The 20,299-nt window shown below is 63.3% G+C and carries 19 protein-coding genes and 1 tRNA gene; 7 read left to right on the top strand and 13 right to left on the bottom strand.

The genetic code is table 11. The features are described 5' to 3' along the window. Positions 1-255: 255 nt before the first annotated feature. The 8 genes from ccoS to ccoN are packed head-to-tail and all read right to left on the bottom strand — an operon-like array spanning position 256 to position 8,651. A complete protein-coding gene (gene ccoS / locus NCW75_12270) occupies positions 256-378 on the bottom strand; it encodes a cbb3-type cytochrome oxidase assembly protein CcoS (GenBank protein ID UYV14196.1) in 123 nt (40 codons plus the stop codon). 14 nt (positions 379-392) lie between these two features. Beyond that, on the bottom strand, positions 393-2,825 hold the full coding sequence (locus NCW75_12275; GenBank protein ID UYV12067.1) for a heavy metal translocating P-type ATPase: 2,433 nt from the start codon (positions 2,823-2,825) through the stop codon (positions 393-395). 3 nt (positions 2,826-2,828) lie between these two features. Then, entirely contained in the window at positions 2,829-3,581 is a 753-nt protein-coding gene (locus NCW75_12280; protein UYV12068.1) for a sulfite exporter TauE/SafE family protein, read from the bottom strand. Beyond that, entirely contained in the window at positions 3,578-4,081 is a 504-nt protein-coding gene (locus NCW75_12285) for a FixH family protein (GenBank protein UYV12069.1), read from the bottom strand. The genes NCW75_12280 and NCW75_12285 overlap by 4 nt, the downstream gene beginning before the upstream one ends. Position 4,082: 1 nt before the next feature. Beyond that, positions 4,083-5,501, bottom strand: coding sequence for a cytochrome c oxidase accessory protein CcoG (gene ccoG / locus NCW75_12290; GenBank protein UYV12070.1), 1,419 nt, complete (start codon positions 5,499-5,501; stop codon positions 4,083-4,085). A gap of 15 nt (positions 5,502-5,516) precedes the next feature. After that, complete coding sequence (locus tag NCW75_12295) at positions 5,517-6,110, bottom strand: c-type cytochrome (GenBank protein UYV12071.1); 594 nt, start codon at positions 6,108-6,110, stop codon at positions 5,517-5,519. Next, on the bottom strand, positions 6,103-6,294 hold the full coding sequence (locus NCW75_12300) for a hypothetical protein (GenBank protein ID UYV12072.1): 192 nt from the start codon (positions 6,292-6,294) through the stop codon (positions 6,103-6,105). The genes NCW75_12295 and NCW75_12300 overlap by 8 nt, the downstream gene beginning before the upstream one ends. Beyond that, entirely contained in the window at positions 6,294-8,651 is a 2,358-nt protein-coding gene (gene ccoN, locus NCW75_12305; GenBank protein ID UYV12073.1) for a cytochrome-c oxidase, cbb3-type subunit I, read from the bottom strand. The genes NCW75_12300 and ccoN overlap by 1 nt, the downstream gene beginning before the upstream one ends. Positions 8,652-8,862: 211 nt before the next feature. Here ccoN and NCW75_12310 point away from each other — a divergent pair, with 211 nt between their 5' ends. Together NCW75_12310 and NCW75_12315 are read left to right on the top strand one after the other, a co-directional pair. Beyond that, the gene (locus NCW75_12310; protein UYV12074.1) at positions 8,863-9,318 is read left to right on the top strand and encodes an Rrf2 family transcriptional regulator; all 456 of its coding nucleotides are present in this window, start codon (positions 8,863-8,865) and stop codon (positions 9,316-9,318) included. 353 nt (positions 9,319-9,671) lie between these two features. Further along, positions 9,672-9,830, top strand: a complete 159-nt coding sequence (locus NCW75_12315; GenBank protein UYV12075.1) for a hypothetical protein — start codon at positions 9,672-9,674, stop codon at positions 9,828-9,830. Positions 9,831-9,844: 14 nt separating this feature from the next. Here the strand turns inward: NCW75_12315 and NCW75_12320 are convergent, their stop codons facing one another. Next, a complete protein-coding gene (locus NCW75_12320) occupies positions 9,845-10,258 on the bottom strand; it encodes a hypothetical protein (GenBank protein ID UYV12076.1) in 414 nt (137 codons plus the stop codon). Positions 10,259-10,418: 160 nt separating this feature from the next. Between NCW75_12320 and NCW75_12325 the strand changes: the two genes are divergently transcribed. From NCW75_12325 to NCW75_12335, 3 genes are all read left to right on the top strand, one after another. Next, the gene (locus tag NCW75_12325; protein ID UYV12077.1) at positions 10,419-11,303 is read left to right on the top strand and encodes a hypothetical protein; all 885 of its coding nucleotides are present in this window, start codon (positions 10,419-10,421) and stop codon (positions 11,301-11,303) included. Between the two features lie 116 nt (positions 11,304-11,419). Next, a complete protein-coding gene (locus tag NCW75_12330; protein ID UYV12078.1) occupies positions 11,420-11,626 on the top strand; it encodes a helix-turn-helix domain-containing protein in 207 nt (68 codons plus the stop codon). A gap of 392 nt (positions 11,627-12,018) precedes the next feature. After that, on the top strand, positions 12,019-13,551 hold the full coding sequence (locus NCW75_12335; protein UYV12079.1) for a YfjI family protein: 1,533 nt from the start codon (positions 12,019-12,021) through the stop codon (positions 13,549-13,551). Between the two features lie 1,284 nt (positions 13,552-14,835). Here the strand turns inward: NCW75_12335 and NCW75_12340 are convergent. The 4 genes from NCW75_12340 to dnaB all read right to left on the bottom strand — a co-directional run bounded on the left by NCW75_12340 (position 14,836) and on the right by dnaB (position 18,682). Next, positions 14,836-14,909 (bottom strand) — tRNA-Val (locus NCW75_12340). Positions 14,910-14,924: 15 nt separating this feature from the next. Further along, positions 14,925-15,575, bottom strand: coding sequence for a hypothetical protein (locus tag NCW75_12345; GenBank protein ID UYV12080.1), 651 nt, complete (start codon positions 15,573-15,575; stop codon positions 14,925-14,927). A 5-nt stretch (positions 15,576-15,580) separates the two neighbouring features. After that, complete coding sequence (locus tag NCW75_12350; GenBank protein UYV12081.1) at positions 15,581-16,888, bottom strand: HDOD domain-containing protein; 1,308 nt, start codon at positions 16,886-16,888, stop codon at positions 15,581-15,583. A 123-nt stretch (positions 16,889-17,011) separates the two neighbouring features. Beyond that, a complete protein-coding gene (gene dnaB, locus NCW75_12355; protein UYV12082.1) occupies positions 17,012-18,682 on the bottom strand; it encodes a replicative DNA helicase in 1,671 nt (556 codons plus the stop codon). Positions 18,683-18,725: 43 nt separating this feature from the next. On the opposite strand from dnaB, the gene pdxH reads away from it, so the two are divergent. After that, entirely contained in the window at positions 18,726-19,496 is a 771-nt protein-coding gene (gene pdxH, locus NCW75_12360) for a pyridoxamine 5'-phosphate oxidase (GenBank protein UYV12083.1), read from the top strand. Positions 19,497-19,643: 147 nt separating this feature from the next. Continuing rightward, the gene (locus NCW75_12365; protein UYV12084.1) at positions 19,644-20,222 is read left to right on the top strand and encodes a hypothetical protein; all 579 of its coding nucleotides are present in this window, start codon (positions 19,644-19,646) and stop codon (positions 20,220-20,222) included. The last annotated feature ends 77 nt before the right edge of the window (positions 20,223-20,299 follow it).

The raw sequence follows: 20,299 nt of genomic DNA on the forward strand, positions 1-20,299 counted from the left end.
GTGAGACACCGAACGCGCCCGATCGGAACGGTGGCGGTGCCCTCGATGCCCGGGACACCCGAGCCTGGTTTGCCTGTGGCAATCAGGCGGCCAAGAGGCCGGTGCGGGTGTGATCCGTTAGGCCGCAACGAACGATGACGTACGAACCAGCATGCAGGCTCCAGTGATCGGTGCCAAGGCGGGTAGCATCGCCTAGCTGCCGAGGAACTGCTCGGCTGTCTGTCTAACGAGCCCGAGCTACCGAAAACTCGGCTATCAATCTTCATCAATCAGAACCCGGGTTGCGGGCGTGTCGAGGTCGTCGCACTGGCCCGAACGGACCATCCAAACGAAACCACATACCGCTGCCCCGGCGAGCGCGAGTGCAATCGGCAGCACGATGAACAATACGCTCATTGTTGACTCTCACCTTCCTGTGGACCTTGCCCCGCACCAATGGCAATGGCCAACACCGTTAGTGAACTCAGGGGCATTACGATGGCTGCGAGGATTGGTGACATCAAACCCGCAAGCGTGAGCCCAGCGGCGACGAGATTGTAACTGACGGCCAAACCGAGGCAGAGCCGGATGCGCCTGATCACGCCGCGACTCGTATGGGCCAGATCCACCAGGGGTGCCAGGCCCGGCCGCCCCAGATACACGTTCGCGGCGGCCATCGATGCCTCGGTACCCCCGTTCACCGCCACCCCAACGGTTGCACTTGCAAGCGCTGCCGCGTCGTTGACGCCATCGCCCACCATGACCACCGGGCCGGTGCGTTTCAGTTCGCTCACTCGGTCTCGCTTGGTTTCGGGAAGGGCATTGCCAGCGGCCTGACCAATTCCCACGGCTCGCGCGACGGCTTGCACAGTGCGCGGGTCGTCACCCGAGAGTACTTGGGGCGTCCAACCCAGAGCGCGCAGGGCATCAACCGAGGAGCGCGTATCTTGCCGGAGCTTATCGCCCAGCGAAGCGACGGCTTCGACGCGATCATTGACGCCGATGAAGACGACCGAATAGCCTTGCGTTCGTGAGTCTTCGGCGAATTCGAGAGCCCAGGCAGGCGTTTCGATCCCGAGCATACCCATGAGCACCGAAGACCCGCTCGCGATGCGGCAGCCCTGGTTCTCGGCAATGACACCCAGGCCCGTGCGATGCTCGATGTTGGTTACCTGAGTTGGTGTATCGTGCCACGAGGCCAGCGCACGAGCGATGGGGTGCTGGGCGCCCATCTCCATGGCGGCGACAACAGGCTTGAGTTGATCGTTACCCACCCAATCGCACACAGTGTACACGCCTTCGGTGAGCGTGCCGGTCTTGTCAAGCACGAGCGTGGGGGTACCGGCCAATGCCTCGAACGTATCACCGCCCTTGACCAGCGTGTCGCGTGAGGCCAGGCGGCCGATTGCCATCGACGTGGCGAGCGGCGTGGCCAGCGCGACGGCGCACGGGCAGCACACGATCAGCATGGCCACCGTCGACTGGATCGCGGCGTCGAAGCCCACTGGCAAACGCACAAAGAAGCACACCAAAGCGAGCCCGATCACGCCTACCACAAACGGCATAGCAAGGCGGTCGGCGCTGCCGATGACCGGCGTACGCGAGCGGCTGAGACGCTCGATGTCTGCCATGAGCCTGCCGACGCGGGTGTGACGCCCGCACGCGGCCACGCGTACACGAATTGTGCTCGACATGTTCACCGCGCCGGCGGCCACCTCGTTGCCCACACGCATAGGTTCGGGACGGCTCTCGCCGGTGAGCACGGCGCTGTCGATGAGCGTGGAGCCCGACTCAATCACGCCGTCCACGGGCACGCATTGCTGGGGGGCCACTTCCACCAGATCGCCCACGTTGACCGCGTCGATCGCGGCTTCGGTCGCGATGCCGTCTTTGACCAGCATGACGCGCTGCGGGGTGACGCTGAAGAGTAGTTCGATGGCGTCGCTTGCCCGGCGCTGCTGGCGCATCTGGAGCCATCTGCCAATGAGCAGCAGGAAGATGAGCATCGTGATGCTGTCGAAGTATATCTCGCCACGGTTGAGGGCAACTGCCGCGAGCCCGGCGATCGAACCCGCCACCAGCGCGATGGCGATGGGTGTGTCGAGGTGCCACGTCCGCGTGCGGATGGACATGATCGCACCCTGGACGAATACGCGTCCGGGCCAGAGCAAGGCGAGCAACCCGATAGCGGCGCTCAGCCACCGAAAGGACGAGCGATACGGTTCGGCGATGGTGTCGAAGTGACCGCTATACAGCGCGAAGGCAAGGAGCATGACGTTGCCCGCACACGCCGCGGCCACGCCGATGCGGATGAGATAGGCCCGGTCTTCCATCCGGCGAGCATCGCGTGCTGCCGAAGGCTCGACGGGATGCGGCGGATAGCCAAATCGAGCGAAATGCTGCGCGACCCGCGACAGACTCGTCTCGGCCGGGCTCCACACAACCTGGGCAGTACGCCTGGCGAGGTCGAGCTCGACACTGTGTAAGCCGGGCACGACCGTCGGCAGCCGTTCGATCAACCAGAGGCATGCGGCACAGTGGACGCCCCTGACGTAGAGCTCGACGGACATGAGCCCACCCGGAAGGGCGCGGGCGTGGCGGGCCGAGAATGCTGGATCATCGAGCTCGGCGTACGCGCCCTGGGGGAGTTCGACCGGCTTGCTCGTATCGTCGAGCCGACGCTTGAGGGCGTAGTACTGATCGAGTCCGCACGCGCTGATGGCTTCGAATGCCGTTTCGCAGCCCGAGCAGCAGAACTGATCGCCCACGGGCGAAGCCAGACCGCAGTGAGCACAAGCCTTGCGTTCGTTGATGAGCGGTGCTGATGTCGCGGTAATCGCGGTCATTGATTACTCTGTGGGTTCACACAATGGGCAGGGGGCCTCACGCTGAGCGGTGGGCTCGACGGTTGGGGCGTTGTGCAGGAGCGAGAGATCGGCCTTGTACACCCGAAACACCATGATGCTCGCGATGGCGATCATCGCCAGAGCCGCGACGGTGCGCACGCGCGGGCCAAGCCGGGAACGCAAGGCCCCAGCCCCCAGACCAAGGGCCGCCAGCACCGGCACCGTGCCAACCCAGAACACCGCCATCACCGCGGCTCCCCATGCCGGGCTAGCCGTGCCTGCCGCAATGAGTGCGAACGCCCACAACCAACCGCACGGCAGGAGCACGGTCAACAACCCCAACGTCAGAGCACGGCCGGTGGCTCCGAAGCGGTCGCTCTGTTGCACTCCAGCCCGAAATACCTTCTTAAGCCAAAGCGGCGTGGGTACTCGCGGCAAGCCGACGCCGGCCTCGCGCAAGAGCCATATGCCACCAACGATCAGCATGGTCGTAGCGGCGAGTATCGCTGCCGAATGCTGGAGCCCTGCGGCTCGTGCTCCCAGGTCGATAGCACCGCCCAACACGCCCGCAACCATGCCGAGAGACGTGTATCCCACCAAGCGCCCGCCGTGGTACGCCAGTTGTAAGCGTACATGCCCGCGAGGGTTCTTGCGATCGAATCCACAAGCCATCACAACGAACACGCCGCACATGCCAGCGCAGTGCGGGCTCCCCGCGAGGCTGGCCACGAGCACTGCAGCCAGCGTACCGATCATCGGCCATCTTCCGTTGTCGCGATGATGTCGGAGGTTTGTACGAAAGTGTCGCGGCCAGAAACCACCCGCAGGCGTACTTGCCATTCGCCCTGGCGAGGGCGCGCCAATGGTGCCGAATACACACCGTTTCCTTCGGCCTCCAGCTTGAGATCCTCGGCGAGGCCCCGCCGGGCGTGATGGAACACCGTCGCCCGCACCCAAGCGCCCTCGACGGGTTGCCCCTGGGCGTCACGTACGGTCAACCGAAGCCGGCTCGCACTGCTATCAATGGTGGGCTCGGCTGACCATCCCAAGGCGTCGCTCTCGGCTTGTGCCTGCCGTGACTGGTCCCAGTCGACCGCGCGCTGGTAGTAGTCGTCTTCGATCGCGTAGCCTGGATCGCTTGTCGCCGCAATAACCGTAATCGTGCAGGTCACCAGCGACACACACAGTATGGCCACGACGGCCACGGGCCAACGCCATGAACCACGCTTCGGATCTGCCTGAACGGGCGTGTCCATGTCAGTTTTCCCCGGTGGTGAATGTTGCCGGCCCGAACATCAGGTATTCCACGTCGCGATCAAAACCCTCGGCTTGGACATGTATCCTCACCGGCAAACGCCCGGCCTTGAACGCGGCTGCCGGCGCGATCAGCGTCATGGGTTCGGTGAACATCTGCCCTGGCTCCAGCGTGATGGGGTTCGTGCCCTCGATGCGCCCGCCTTCGAGGTCGACGAGTGAGATCTCGTAGACCGCCCCTTCGGGCGAGCGATCGTGGATCTTGAGCTTGATGGGGTTGGCAACCATGCCGTCTTCGAGCGACGTGAAGGGGCTGCCCGGACCACGCATGACGGTCACCAATGCCGCCGCTCGTGTAACCATGAGAATACTCATGATCGTGACCAGGACCGCGATAATCGCAGGGTACACGATCACACGCGGCCGCAGCCAGTGCCGACCGTTGCCATCCATCGACCGCTGCGAAGCGTATCGGATAAGCCCGCGGGGCCGCCCGATCTTGTCCATGACAGCATCGCACGCGTCGATGCACTGCGTGCAACTCACGCACTCCATCTGCAGGCCATCACGAATGTCAATGCCCGTTGGGCAAGTCTGGACACACATCGTGCAGTCGATGCAATCGCCCAAAGGGGGGGCGTCCTCGTTCACTTCCACGACTTTCAGCGACACGTCTCCGCCCTTGCGCCGCTTCTTCCCACGAGGCTCGCCGCGCTTACGGTCGTAGCCCACGATGAGCGAGTCCTGGTCGAGCATGACGCTCTGGAATCGACCATACGGGCAGGCCACGATGCACGATTGCTCACGAAAAAAACCAAAATCGAAGAGCATCAGCCCCGTGACGGCGATAATGATGATGAAGGCCAGCGGGTGGTCCAGTGGCGATCCGAAGATCCACTGCCGGAGTGCGTCTGTCCCAACGAAGTAGCTCAGAAAGGTGTGGGCAAGACCAAAGGCCAGCGCGATGTAGACAACAACCTTGATCGCGCTGCCCGCGCCACCAAACCGGGCCTTCCGGCCCGGCTTCTCCTCAAAGAATCGCTCGATCGGCCGAAACACGAGCTCCAGGTATACCGTCTGCGGACAAGCCCAGCCACACCACACACGGCCGAACATCGCGGTAAAAAAGAAGATCGAGAGCGCGATGATGATCAGAAGCAAGGCGAGCAGCAACGTATCGGTCGGGTATAGAGTGGCACCGAAGAGCGTGAGCTCTCGATGCAGGATGTCAATGAGCACCGGAGGGCGTCCTGCCAGGCGAACGTGCGGGAGCGTGACAAACAAGGCGATGAGCCCGTACCCGACAACACGTCGCCGGTTCAGCCAACGACCGGGCGAAGGGCGAGGCTTCAGCCAGCGACGGGAGCCATCGGCATTCAACGTCGAGAGGACTTGCTCGGCTTGTGGGGTGTTGGCACTCATCGGATGAAGTGTTGGTCAGTTGCCCGATTCTGGTGCGTCGGGCCAGGCCGGAATGGCTTCGCCTTCGGCACCCTTCCCTGACGCATTGGTTCCACGGAGTGAAGCGACGTACGAAGTAAGGAGGACAAGCTCGTTCGGGTGCAAGCGTTTGCCCCAGGCGGGCATGGCACCGTTGTTGGCCCCCTTATCGATAACCGTGTGGATGTCGGTGATCGATTTCACATTGATGTACGCTTCATCGGTGAGATTCGCACCAATGCCCCCACCGCCACTCACACCGTGGCACGATGTGCAGTTGCCCGAGTACAGGCTCTGAGCAAACCTCATCCATTCTGGATCATCCATGAGGCTCAGGATGGTCGCCTCATCAGCGGCCAGGTCGCCAATGTCGGCAAACAGCCGCTCGATCTCGGCGACTTGTGCGGCCTCCAGGCGATCGGTTTGATGGACGAACCACGGGCTCTCGAGCGATACAAAGAAGTACACGACGCTGAAGATCATCGAGCCGAGCCAGATCAGGTGCCACCACAGTGGCGTTGGATTGTCGTACTCCATGATCCCGTCGTATTCATGGCCTTGGATCAGTGTGCTCTCGGACTTGTCAGCCATTGGTGCGCTCCTGTGGGCCAACGACAAGGCCATCGTCAAGGGGGGCCACCGCCATCTGCTGTGCCAACGAACGCCCGCCCCGTAACGCCCGAATGGAGACCATAACAAACACACCAACAAAGAGCACCAATGCCGCCTCGGGCCACACGCTGAGATCGACGTAGCGGATCGTGTCTGGGAGCATCACTCGCCCCCTTCTTCGTTGGCCGCGGCCTCTTCTACCGCTGGCTCCTTGCTGATGTCGGTGCCGAGGCGCTGCATGTACGCGATGAGCGCCACGATCTTGCGATCACTGATGTCCAGCGACGGGTTCTGGGCTTGATCCGAGACTTGCTTGGAAATCTCGAGTGCCTGCTCGCGCGCCATTTCCGGTGCGTTCTTCACGGCCTCGCCATAGGGCACGCCGAGCATTGCCATGGTCCCCACCCGAGCCTGGATGGCCTCGAAGTCGAGCGCTTGCGTGTTCAGGTGGCGGTAATCTGGCATGATCGACCCCGCCGAGTACTTCTGAGGATCCAAGAAGTGCTCGTAGTGCCAGTACGAACTCTGCCGGCCCCCTTCGCGAGCGAGGTCCGGGCCAATACGACGGCTGCCCCACTGGAACGGCCTGTCGTAGATGAACTCTCCCGGCTTGCTGTACTCACCATACCGCTTCACTTCGGCGAAAATCGGCCGGATCATCTGCGAGTGGCAGTTGTAGCAGCCCTCGGCGATGTAGATGTCACGGCCAGCGAGTTCCAGAGGCGTGTATGGCTCGACACTGGCAATCGTCGGCACGTTGCTCCTGATCAGGAAGGTGGGGATGATCTCGAACAATGATGCCACGGCTACAACGATGAGCACCCAGATCGTGAAGCGGATGGGCCTGGCTTCGAGCTTGCGATGCCACAGGCCTTGGAGCCAGCGGTCGGTCGCGTGTCCGATCTCGACGTTGGTGCTCAGGCGGCTGGTTGCCTTCGCATAGTTCTCGGTGAGCGGCGAGAGCGGCGCGGCCTCGTGAACGACCACCTCATATTCGTCGGGTCGCATGCGCCAGGTCTGGAAGAGGTTGAGCACGCCGATGACCATGCCCGTGAGATAGAGCACGCCACCGATGCCGCGAATCCAGTACAGCCATTCCAGGTTCGTGACCGTCTCGATGAACTCACCGTACATGAGCGCGCCATCGGAATCGAACGCACGCCACATCAGGCCCTGCGTGATGCCAGCCGCGTACATCGAGAGGACGTACAGCGCGATGCCTATCGTGCTTACCCAGAAGTGGGCGCTGGCGAGCTTCACGCTGTACAAGCCCTTGGTCTGGAAGATGCGGGGCGCTAGCCAGTAGGCCATACCGAAGATCATGAATCCGTTCCAACCCAGTGTACCGCTATGGACGTGCGCGATCGTCCAATCGGTATAGTGGCTCAGGCTATTCACGGTCTTGATGCTCAGCAGCGGTCCCTCGAACGTGGCCATCATGTAGAAGGTGATGCCAACGACGAAGAACTTGAGCACCGGGTCGGTGGTCACCTTCTGCCACGCCCCCCGAAGGGTGAGCAAACCATTCAGGCCACCCCCCCAACTAGGCATCCACAGCATGATGCTGAAGATCATGCCGAGGCTGCTGGCCCACTCTGGCAGAGACGTGTAGTGCAAGTGGTGCGGCCCGGCCCAGATGTAGATGAACACCAGGCTCCAGAAATGCACGATGCTGAGCTTGTAGCTAAACACCGGGCGCCCCGCGGCCTTGGGCAAAAAGTAGTACATCAGCCCAAGGAACGGAGTGGTCAGGAAGAACGCTACGGCGTTGTGGCCATACCACCACTGCATGAAGGCGTCCTGCACACCGGCGTACACCGGATAGCTCTTCAATGCCACATCGACGCTGGATACCTTGCCGGTCGTGAAGAGCTCGTACACGCCCACGGGGATCCACAGGTTATTGAAGACGTGCAAGACCGCAACGGTCAAGATCGTCGCGATGTAGAACCAGAGGGCGACATAAAGGTGCCGTTGGCGGCGGCGTACGAGCGTCATGAAGAAGTTCACGCCGAAGAAGCCGACCCATACCACCGCGATGGCCAGGTCGATGGGCCACTCGAGTTCGGCGTACTCCTTGCCCTGGGTGATACCAAAGGGCAGCGTCAAGGCGGCCGAGACGATGATCACCTGCCAACCCCAGAAGTGCAGGCGGCTGAGCATGTCGCTGAACATGCGTGCTTTGCACAAGCGTTGGGTCGAGTAGTACACCGCCGCAAAGATCGCGTTGCCCGCGAACGCGAAGATCGCCGCGTTAGTATGCAATGGCCGAAGCCGTCCAAACGCGATCTGAGGCAGGATGTTGAGTTCGGGCACCGCGAGTTGGAACGCCAGGATCACGCCAACAAGGAGGGCGACGAGGCCCCAGGCCAAGGTCGCCCAGAAGAACATCCGCACGATCGCGTCGTCGTAGCTGAAGCGATCAAGAACGGCCTTCGAGGGCGTGCCCGTCTCGCCCGGCAACGCCGCAGCGATGCCGGTTTCGACGGATGGCGTAAAACTCGAGTTCGGCTCTGACATTACGGGTTCTCCCTGGTCTTATCCGGACGAATCGTCCCAGAATGCTGCCAAACCGGATTTGTCACTGCATTACAGCATTCCATCGGCAAGCAAGGGAATCAAGTATATATCTATATTTTTATAGATTACTTGTTTTTTGGTGCCCATCGATCTACAACCCCGTGATCGCAGCGGCCAGAGATAGGCCACCGTGCGAGGGAGACAGTCCAGCATGTTCACGATGACTACCGAGTACGCCCTTCGGGCGGCGGTCTTCCTGAGTGAGCGCTATGGCGAGGTCCAAACCGCCAGCAGGGTCGCCGAGAGCACCAAGACGCCCGTGCATTACGCCTCCAGGGTGCTCCAACTCCTCGTCGAGTCCGGCTTGGCCACCAGCCAGCGTGGGCCAACTGGCGGATTCGCCTTATCGCGCAAGCCCACAACGATCACACTGCTCGATGTCGTCCAGGCGATAGAACCCATCCAGCGAATCCTCAAGTGCCCGCTCGACCTGCCCGAGCATGAACACGAGCTCTGCCCGCTCCACAAGGCGATGGATACCGTTGCAGCAGATGCCGAGTCAACTCTGGGTGCCGTCACGCTCGCGGACGTAATGGCCCAATCGGTCGTGCCGTTGGGCATCTCCGTAAGCAAGCACACGATGCCACGTGATGTCCAGACTCCGTAGATGGAGGTCACGAGGGCGAATAGTAAACCCTCGCCGGGCATCAAGCGGTCAGGGTGGAAGCCGTGCAAGAGCTTCTCGGTTCCGCTGGCCTACTCGAAGCTCGCCCGGCGTCGAAGCGGGTGGGGAATACGCGGAACGATAACCCTACACTCACGGACGCGGTGCAGTAAATCGCTGGGCACCGGCCCCCTGACCCCCTGGGCGCATGGCCCCCCCTCCCCTGCGCAATCCCCCCCCTACCCCAGGCCGATGCCGCCTGCGCTCGCCATCGCGGACGATTGTTCGCCATAGTGTAGCGCCGGCTACATCATGCCATCCGAGCGATGGCACGGACGCGCCTATATCCTCGCTTCATGGCAGACCCTGATATCGAACGCGCTGTTGAGCGCGCCGTCGAGCGGGCGCTGAGACGCCGAGACCGCGCCCGATCCCGCAACGCCATCATCGTCCTGCTGCTGGTGGTGCTCCCCGCCATCCTGCTGGGCGTGCGCTATCTCATGCTGGCAGAGTGACCTTGCTCACCGACCTACGGAGTGAGCCCAAGATTGAGCGCCGCCACGATCAGCATGAGCCCGAACCAGATCAGAAACACGAGGATGCTCGACAGGATGATCCCGAGGGCGACGGCCCACACGACCTTGCGGTAGAGGGCATCGAAGTATGCGCTCTTGCGGCTGGTGAGCGCCCGCCGAATCTCGGCCGCGTCGAGGGCGACGGCCCGAGCCAGTTTGCTATTGACCTCGATGGCATCCTCGATACGGCGAAGCCGATCGGCGAGGGCATCATCGGGGCTGAGCTGGCGCGCGACCTCGACCGACTCCACGGCCATCCCAATGTCATTAGCGACAGCCTGAGCCTCTGCCCTGTCCACCGCCTCGATACGGTGCTCGACCTGGCGACCTGTCAGTTTGCCCACACCCTTTGCGACGAACTGTTGCATTCCCCATGCTAACCGACAAGTACGGCAAAAACCGGCACGGGCTCGCACACATATGTATAATCTCGCACGGGTGGCGGATGACCCCGCCGAACGACCCGGGCTGTCGCTGGATCACGTCCCCAGCATCCGCTCGGATCGGCCCGCTGACAGAGACGTGAGTATGGCGAAGAAAGCCGCGCGCCCGGCTTCTGGGATCACAGACCCGACTCAATCGTTGCTCCAGGCACTATCCCAACTTCACACACTTTGTTTGAGTGCTGGTCTCTTCCACGAGTTGGCCAAGCGTCGAGAGCGACAATGGGCAACGCACGCCCATTTGCGGGATGCACAAGCACAAGCCGCCATCAAACGAGCCAACGATCTAGCCGAGAGTGGTGCTTCACCGCTGGAGCAATTGGAAGCAGCGTTCAATCGGGAACAGGACTCAACCGAGACTCCAGTATTCAGCGAGCCTGACCAATATATCGAGTACCTTCGCGTCAAGCTCGCCGAGGGACGAGACCGTTGCGAACAGGCGCGAAGCGCGATGCAGGCGGGTGCAGGCAAGGTGCTGGATGCGGCGACTCAACCCAACACGGCCGGGCAACCCCGGTCGATTGAACTCCACACAAAGTTACAGCAAGCTAGATCGATATTCATCGGCTTGGCGATTGGGCTGTCCAACCCACAGATCGTCATAGAGGATGATGCAGCGAACATGGCAAGCCTTGGCGAGTGGTTCAGCCACATCCTTGCTGAACTGATCGCAGTAGGTGAGTTGGTGCCCGGCGCGCCCACTTCCGAGACCCGCGAGGGCGTAACGATTTCCCAACTGCTCGATGCGTTGAACTGTAAGGGCGGCATCAGTACCGACACGTTCGGGCGTATTCGCAAAGCCGCTGGCATCAAGTCTGCACTGGGACGTGCGGCGGCGAACTACCGCTATACCCCCGAAGAGATGGATCGAATCTACGAGACGATCCGCGATGGCAACTGGGATCACCGGGTCGAGATGATGCGAGATTGGGCGGGCTTTACCCTCTCGTACCGGACTAATGCGGCATGAACTCCGTAGATATGCCGCAATGCAGCACATCGCCGACTGGTGCTTGAGGAACCTCAACGGCAACGAGAAACTGGTCTCGTAACCACCGCTTGGAGCGGTTGAACGGAGACCAGACCATGAGCCTCACAAGCACGGAAGCGACAACCACCTCGAAGCTGACCACCCGCGAACTCGCCCGGGAGTGGCGAATCTCTGAGCGGACGGTCTTCGACCTTCGCACCAACTACGGGCTGCCATTCGTCAGGATGGCCGGGAGCATCCGCTTCGACCGTCAGGCCGTCGAGGCTTGGGCCGAGGCCGGCACGGAAGGCGGTGCCCAATGACCGTGTGGCGGGAAGCCGCCCCGGGCCTGGCGGGGCCGTGGGGGCAGAAAGTAGCGAGCAATTCTACGTCCACCGATCTCGAAACGCAGTACCGGCGTGCCCTCGATGCGATGGCACGCTGGCGCTCGACGCCCACCCGCTGACCCAGCGACACGGCGACCGCGACAACCTCGAACTGTTGCGCCAGCACCCTGATCTGGCGTTGCTGGTCCTAGCGGCAATGCCTTGGCACCTGAAGGACAGGGACGTGATGGAAGCCTGGCGCAGTTGTCGATACTCGGCACCCCACACGTTGCTCGGATTCGACATGCCACGACGCTGGCCCCGAGGTATTGGTCGGCGATTCTGGTGCGCGAACTGGTTGCAACGTTCGTAGGCGAGGCGGTGGACGCATGAGGCTCAAGCCGAACAACACGCCAGAGTCCGATCACAACAAGCCCCACTCGCACGAACCGACGCCCGAGTTTGTATTCCCCGAGCCATTCGAGCCCTTCCCCATCGAGGCACTGCCCGAGCCCGTGCGCGGGTTCGTGGTCGAGGGCGCACGAGTGATCGGGTGCGATACGTCCTACATCATTCTGCCCGTGATGAGCGTCTTGGCATCGGCCATTGGCAACACCAGGCGCGTGGCGCTCACACGGTCATGGATCGAACCCGCCATTGTCTGGACGGCGATCGTGGGCGAGTCAGGGACGGCGAAGAGCCCGGCGATGGATCTGGCGTTGAGCCCCGTTCGGCGGCGTCAGCACCAGGCGATGAAAGAACACGAGCAAGCGGTGGAACTCCACGAGACGGCTCTGGCCGAGTGGAAGGCATCGCAAGGCAAGCGGGCGTCCGATCCATCATCGGCACCCGTGCGCCCGGTCTGCCGCCGGACGTGGACCAACGACGTGACCACCGAGAAGCTGGCCGAACTACTGGGCGAGAATCCCCGGGGCTTGCTGGTGGCCCGCGATGAACTGGCAGGGTGGCTGGGCGGGTTCGACCGCTACAGCGCCGGCAAGGGCGCGGACGTAGCCAAGTGGCTGAAAGTCTTCGGCGGACGGGCGCTCATCATCGACCGCAAGGGGAGCGGCACCACCTACGTCCCGCGTGCCACCGTGAGCGTTACTGGTGGAATCCAACCCGGCGCGCTGCGCCGGCACCTGAGCCTCACCCACGTCGAGAATGGACTGACCGCGCGGCTGCTCTTCGCCATGCCACCCCGCACACCGAAGCAGTGGACCGACGCCGAAGTATCCGACGCCACCGAGAAGGCGATCGCGCTGGTATTCGATCGCCTGTACAACCTCGAACCCGACCACCTCGACGGTGATGATGAACCGCGTCTGGTGCGTCCGAGCGAAGAGGCCAAGCAAGCGTTCGCTGCATTCGTGAATGAGCACGGCCGGGAGCAAGCCGAGCGCGTCGGGGCCGAGGCGGCGGCGTGGAGCAAGTTGGAGGGCTACGCGGCCCGGCTGGCGTTGGTAGTCCACCTGGCGCGGTGGGCGGCGGGAGAGGCCGTCGATCCCGACACGATCGACGTGGACGACGTGCGGGCCGCCCTGGCTATGGTCCGATGGTTCGCCCGCGAGGCCGAGCGGGTGTATGCACACCTCGATGGCGACGACGTGGACGACAAGCGTGGCGAGTTGGTGGAACTCATCCGGCGCAAGGGCGGCAACGTGAGCGCCCGCGAGTTGGTCCAGGCATCCAGGCGATTCCCCCGGGTTGCCGACGCCGAGGCGGCGCTGGACGACCTCGAACGCGAAGGCGCTGGCCAATGGCACTACCCGCCCATCGGACCCAAGGGCGGACGCCCCGCCCGTCGATTCTCTCTAGCCAAGCGTCTACACCAACGGAACCCCTCGCCAGAGCGCGCGAATGGGGGTTCCGTAGACGTAGGCACGCCAGAAAGTGGCACGCCCGACCCGGATCACCAATAACCCCGTAGGGAGACTCAAGCATGGCAAGCATCACCACCGACAAGCGGGGCAATCGGCGACTCCAATTCGTGGACGGCAACGGCACGCGCCAGACCGTGCGGCTCGGCAAGCTCGACGCCACGGCCGCACAGACCATCCGCACCCACGCCGAGGCGCTGCTGAGCGCCAAACTGAGCGGTTCATCCCCGGCCCGTGCGTCGTCTCTGTGGGCGTCCGAGTTGGGCGACAAGTTGCACGACCGCCTGGCCCGCGTCGGGCTCGTGGAGCCACGCACGCCCCCGGAAACGAACACGCTACACGAGTTGGTCGAGCGGTTCATCGATTCCACCACCGTCGCGCCCACCACGACGATGGCGTACCGCCAGACCGCCAACAGCCTGCTCGAATACTTCGGTGGCGATCACGACGTGCGCCAGATCACCAACGAAGACGCATCACTCTGGCGACGGGCGCTCGCCGAGGCCGGATACGCCAAGGCCACCCAAGCCAAGCGGGTGTACGTCGCCAAGCTGATATTCAAGCGGGCGCTCTCGTGGGGGCTGGTGGACGCCAACCCGTTCGCCGATCTCAAGCCGGGATCGCAAGCCAACCCCGAGCGGACGTACTACGTCAGAATCGAAGACGCCGAGAAAATCATCGACAAGTGCCCCGATGCCCGCTGGCGTGCCATCGTGGGGCTCTGCCGGTTCGCCGGGCTCCGATGCCCGTCCGAGTTGGTCGGGCTGACGTGGGGCGACGTAGACCTCGTGGAGCGTCGGCTCGTGGTGCGTTCACCGAAGACCGCCAATCACGAGGGCCATGCGGTCCGGCTCGTGCCGATCGCGCCCAAGCTGGCCCCGCTGCTCGAAGACCTCCACGAACTCGCCGAAGCCGATGAGCCCAGCCTATTCCCCACGATGCGCGGCCCGTCGAACCTGCGGACCACGATGCACAAGATTATCGCCCGCGCCGGGCTGACCCCTTGGCCCCGGTTGTTCCAGAACATGCGCGCCTCGTGCGCCACCGACTGGGCGAGCGAGTTTCCCAACCACGATGCCGCCTCATGGCTGGGCCATTCGCCCATGATTGCGGCGCAGCACTACCTCAAGCCCCGCGATGAACACTTCCGCAAGGCTGCCGGGCTTGGGGGTTGCGCTCGAAGCGACGCACGGGTGGAGCCAAAAGCGACGCGGAGCATCGCGGCAGATTCCGGCACCGAATCGAAGCGCACGCCGCAAACCCTTGGAATCGCGGATTTTCTGCCGCACGACGCCCAGGGTTGCAACGCTTCGCACTCCGGTCTAGTGGGCGGGCGGGGACTCGAACCCCGGACCCTTCGCGTGTAAGGCGAATGCTCTAGCCAACTGAGCTACCCGCCCGAGTAGCCTGACATCCTACGCCGCCTCGCGGATGGGATTGTCAAGCATCATGTTCACGCCCCTGAGCACCCAGGACACGCGGTAGGTACCGGGAAGGAAGTGACTCGGCCGCTCGCCGATGACGCTTCGCACACTTGCGGCCATCTTGGCGTTCGCCACCGACAGCAGGACCGGCACGGCCTGCCCGTCGGCATCGTACCGCTGGATGGTCTTGCGAAGATCGGTGAGATCGTCACGATTGCGGACGCTCCCCAGGATCAGATCGGGCCGCTCGCTTGGTCCGATCGGCCCGAGGATGTCAGCCCCACCACTCGACAGGTTCTGTTCCGCCAGCCGCCAGGCGAGCAGCCCCATCGGATCCAGAACATCGGCATTGCCCAACGAGGCCAGGGTCACGCCATCGGGAACCTGTTCGCGGATCGTTTCGGCATAACTCTGAACCGGAGCACTCTTGTCGGTGCTGGCCATCACCAATCGCAAACTCTCCAGTGTTTCATCGGCCCGCTCGACACACGTGCGCACCAAGCCGGTAGCCACTGGCGTTTCCTCCACGTGCAACAGCGCGGAATCAACCCAGTCGCTCCCGCTGTCGCCGAGCAGCGTCGCGTGCGCGAGCGTGTTGGCGGCTTGCAGGATTCTTGCCTGCCGATAGTTCGATGGATCCATGTGCTTCAGGTTCTTGGACGACAAGTGGTGGTTAGAGATCGGAGAAGATACCGACTTGTCGAATTCCCACGCGGCAAAATCGTCTCGGCCGCGTCCGCATGGTTCAGCTCAAAGAATTGCTTCTCGACCTGGGCGGGCAGCACGTCGTGCATCCGCGCGGCGATGAGGGCATCCACATAATCCTGGCCCAACTCGCACGCCATGACCGCGCGCCCCATATCGTGCATCAACCCGATCACGAAGGCGTCGTCCGGCGAGATCGAGCCAGCCGAACGCGCGATATCCGCGGCCAGCAGGCCGACCGCGTAGCCATGCTCCCACAGCATCGCGACGTTCAGCACCTCGGATTCGTTGAACTGGTCGAGCACGGTCATGCTCGAGATCGACTCGCGGATCGTGCTCATGCCCAGCCGCACAATGGCCTGCTCGATGGTTCGGGTCGCCTTTCCTCGGCGATTCAGGCTGCTGTTGGCCAACTGCAGAATGCGTGCGGCGAGGGCTTGGTCGAGCTTTACGATCTGCGCGAGATCCTCAACCGACGCGGTCGAATCCCGTGCGATACGCAGGGCCATCTGCGTGGTCGCCTTGAGTTGCTTGGCCTCGGCGAATTGGGCCACCTTCGCGGCGGTTTCCTTGCGAGACAGTCGTCGCTCAAACTGCGGCGGCTTGTCCCGCCTGAAAGGCCAGCCCTCGGCAAGGTGTTCCGCCTCGCGGGCCTCACGATCCAGCAAACCATCATCGTTGTACAGCGTGTTCAGCTTCAGCGGCCGCGGGGGCTTCTCTCTCGATGGCTTCTTGGCCGGCTTGCCGGATGCCGATTGACGACCGGGTGTTGCCGCGGGCTCTTCAGCCGGAGGCTTGCTCTTCTTTGAGGCAGCAGGAGGCTTGGACTTCTTGCGCTTACCGCTCTTGGTCGCACCGTCGGACCCGGTCACCGAATCTGGAGGGGCCGCCGGCTTGGTCTCGGGGGATACCGAAGCATGCGGGGACCGGGGCGATAGGACGGTGATCAGTTCACGGATCACGTCCTCGAGCGAACCCTTACCCGCATCGAGCGAGGCGACCACATTCAAGGCACCTCCAAGCACACCCATCGCGTGCTCGTCATGGTGGTGGAATAGGACGATCGGCGCTCTTGTAAAATCGCCCCAGCAGAATCTGACAAACCCAAACAGCACCGCTTCGGGATGGACGCGACAATCGAGAGTGATCGCGTGCTTTCCCGAGCACAACGCTTCGATTTCTTTGGTCTTCTCACCGGATGGGCGGACGGCAATTACGTCGATGTTTCCAACGGAAAGTAGCTTCGGCATGACCCGATGGGCGATTGGATCATCCGATAAAAAGAGCACTTTCGCAATAGTTCGGTTTCACATCCCATGTATCCGATCACATGAATATCGGATCTTTCGGGAAGCGAGATCATGAAAACCGCATCACCACGGCGGCGTGTCGTCGTCCGCGTCCAGATACTCGGGCTTGCCGTGGTCCACACGCTCGTCGAAGGGGCGGTTGTCGGCCGCACGGTCAGCCGTAGGAGCACGGTGGCCGAAGGCCGACCCCCCGCCAACCGATGCGGCGTCGGGCTTGGCCTCGAAGCTGCCCGCGGGCTCGTCCTTGGCCCAGGTATCGTTGCGCGCGTAGCCCGCGCGGTTCTTGAAGCGTGTCGTATGGTTGTCCCACACCAATCGCACGACGCCCGTGGGCCCGTTGCGCTGCTTGGCGATGATGAGCTCGGCCTCGTTGGCCCGTTCCTCATTCTCTTCCATCCAGGCCTGGTCGCTCAGGTGGTAGTACGCCTCGCGGTGCAGCAGCAGCACGACGTCCGCATCCTGCTCGATGCTGCCCGACTCGCGCATGTCGCTCATGCGTGGGCGGTTGCCCTCGCGCTGCTCGCTGCCGCGGTTGAGCTGCGCCAGGCAGATCACGGGTAAGTTCAATTCGCGGGCCATCGCCTTGATGCCCCGGCTGATGGCGCTGACCTCCACCTGCCGGCTCTCGCGCCCGTGGCCAGGGCTGGTGAGGAGCTGCAAGTAATCCACCACGATGCAACGGATGCCGAAGCGCTGCTTCATGCGGCGGGCTCTGGCCCGCAGCGCCGTCACGCTGAGTGCGGGCGAATCATCGATGTACAGCGGGGCGCGCTCCAGCACCTCGCACGCGGGACGGATGCGATTCACCAAATCGTCCTGGCTGAACGCGCCGGTGCGCAGCTTGTGGCTGTCCACGCCCGAGTACGCGCTGATCAAGCGCTGCACCAGGCTGCTCTTGCTCATCTCCAGGCTAAACACGCCAACGGGAATCCGCTCGTCGCCCGCCGGCGCGAAGGGCGTCGATCCGCCCATGGCGATCTGCTCGGCCAGGTTGAGCGCCAGCGCCGTCTTGCCCATCGAGGGGCGGGCCGCGATGATGACCATCTCGCCGTCCTGCAGCCCACTCAAGGGCTCGTCCAGGTCGGCAAAGCCGGTCTTGAGCCCGGTCATGCCGCCAGCGTCGCGGTCGGCGATGCGCTCGTACTCGGCCCGCAGCAGCTCTTCGAGCTTCTGGATGTCCGCCGACTGGTCGTCGTCGGCGATCTCGAAGATGCTCTGCTCGGCTCGGTCGATGAGCTGGCGTGCCTCTTCGGGCTCGTCCTGCCCGGCGTGCATGGCCTCGTGGACGATCGTGTTGGCCGCCGCGATGAGCTTGCGCAGCCGGCTCTTGGTCTGCACGAGCTTTGCATAGAGCCCGGCGTTGTTGGGCGTGCTCACCGCCTCGGCCAGGCTGGCCAGGTAGGCCGCCCCGCCGATGGCCTCGAGCTCGTCGCGCTCGCGCAGCCGGTCGGCCACGACGTTCAGGTCGGCCTGCGGCTCGCGCTCGTAGACCTCCTTGAGCACGCGGAACACCGTCGCGTTGCTCTGGCGGTAGAAGTCCTCGGGCACCGAGACCATCGGCAGGATCTCGGCCAGCGTGTAGGGGTCCAGGATCACCGAGCCCAGCAGGGCCATCTCGGCCTCGGGCGCGTGCGGGGGCAGCTTGTCATAGACACGCGACAGGTCGATCGCGGGCGTGCCCCGTTCGGGACCATCCTTGCGATAGCCCTGCTTTCCCTGCCCGTTCGCGTCCATGCGTGCTCCCAGTAGATTCGCCAGAGGCAGCGTACGATCAACCATGACCACCGGGCAAGACGACCAACGCAAGAACATCGACCGCATCGCGTCAGCACGCTCACAGACGCCATCGGACGCGCACTTTTCCGGCCCGCTCGATTCCATCCACGCCTACGGCACCACCCACGACGAGCACCTGCCCGACGAGCTGCCCACCAGCCCCTTCCCCACGCTCAACGAATGGGTCGACTTCGCGCGCGAGCACCAGGTGCAGCCCAACCCCACCGCCATCGCGCTGGCGACAGCAAACGACAAGGTGCCCAACGTGCGCATCGTGCTGTGCCGCGGCGTCGACACCCAAGCCGGCGCCATCTGGTTCTTCACCAACGGCCAGAGTGCCAAGGGCCAGGAACTGTCCGCCAACGCCCACGCCGCCGCCGTCTTCCATTGGGACGCCCTCGACCGCCAGGCCCGCCTGCGGGGCATCGTCGAGCCACTGCCCGCCGCCGAGAGCGACGCCTACTTCGCCAGCCGGAGCTGGGAGAAGCGCGTGGGCGCGTGGGCCAGCGACCAGAGCCAGCCCGTCGCGTCTCGCCAGGCGCTGGTCGACAAGCTCACCGCCACCCTCGAACGCTTCGGTATCGACCCCAAGAACCCCCCGCCCCACGGGGCCGAGGTGGACATCCCCCGCCCCCCCCACTGGGGCGGCTTCCGCATCGTGGCCACCGAGGTCGAGTTATGGGTCGGCAGCCCGGCGCGGATCCACGACCGGGCGCGGTGGACGCGGGAGATGCCTAGCGAGGCTTGGAGTGCGACTCGATTGCAGCCGTGAGGGGAGTATTCCCGTTTCGTATTCGATTCCTGCACCACGGAACCCAGCCTCGGGCGGTGCAGGAATCGAACCTACAAACAGACTGGCGGCGCTAGACTCGCTATCTACTCCAACTGCCCAATCTGCAAACGCCGGTGGTGAACCTGCATGCCACAAGCCCGTTACAGCCTGGGGGCGTGCAATCTCAAGCTAGCCAAGGGCTATTCATACAAATCGCACATAGCGGTCAAGCGGCGCGGGCTGCTCCTGACTGACGGGGCCCCGGGCGCACGATCGGGGCTCCTATTCGGGATCGGGATGGGCGGAGCCCTCTTGCTCACAGTAAGCATCTGGGCATCGATCGCCTCTCCGGGAATTCCACTGGAATTCTGGATCGTCTCGATGATCCTGTATATTGCGTTCATGGCTCCTGCCGCGATCCATCTATGGCGTAAGCCAGCCGAAGCACGGAAGGTCTTGCTCGATTGTCGGAACCGCTGCGCCGAGTTGCGCGTCGATGATGGTGTCGTGGAGGAGAGCTTCAGAGCCAAAGTGCGCAAAGTGGCGATTGTCTGCTCCACCGAGCTATTCAAGGTCGAGCCGGTCAACGTGGGTCTGGGCATGTACGCGGTCGTGATCGACCTCGATGGTTATCCCTTCGCTGTGGCGGCCTCACGATCGGCAGACAAGATGCTGGCCTATTTGGAGACCCTAAACGAAGCCCTCCACGAGTCGATGACGAGATAGATTCCCTTGGGAATTCGATTCATGCACCGCCCAGCCCAGGGTTGAACGGTGCACGAATCGAATTGACGCAAACCACG

Origin of the sequence: Phycisphaera sp., assembly GCA_025916675.1 — a bacterium.
Taxonomy (GTDB): Bacteria; Planctomycetota; Phycisphaerae; order Phycisphaerales; family UBA1924; genus JAHCJI01.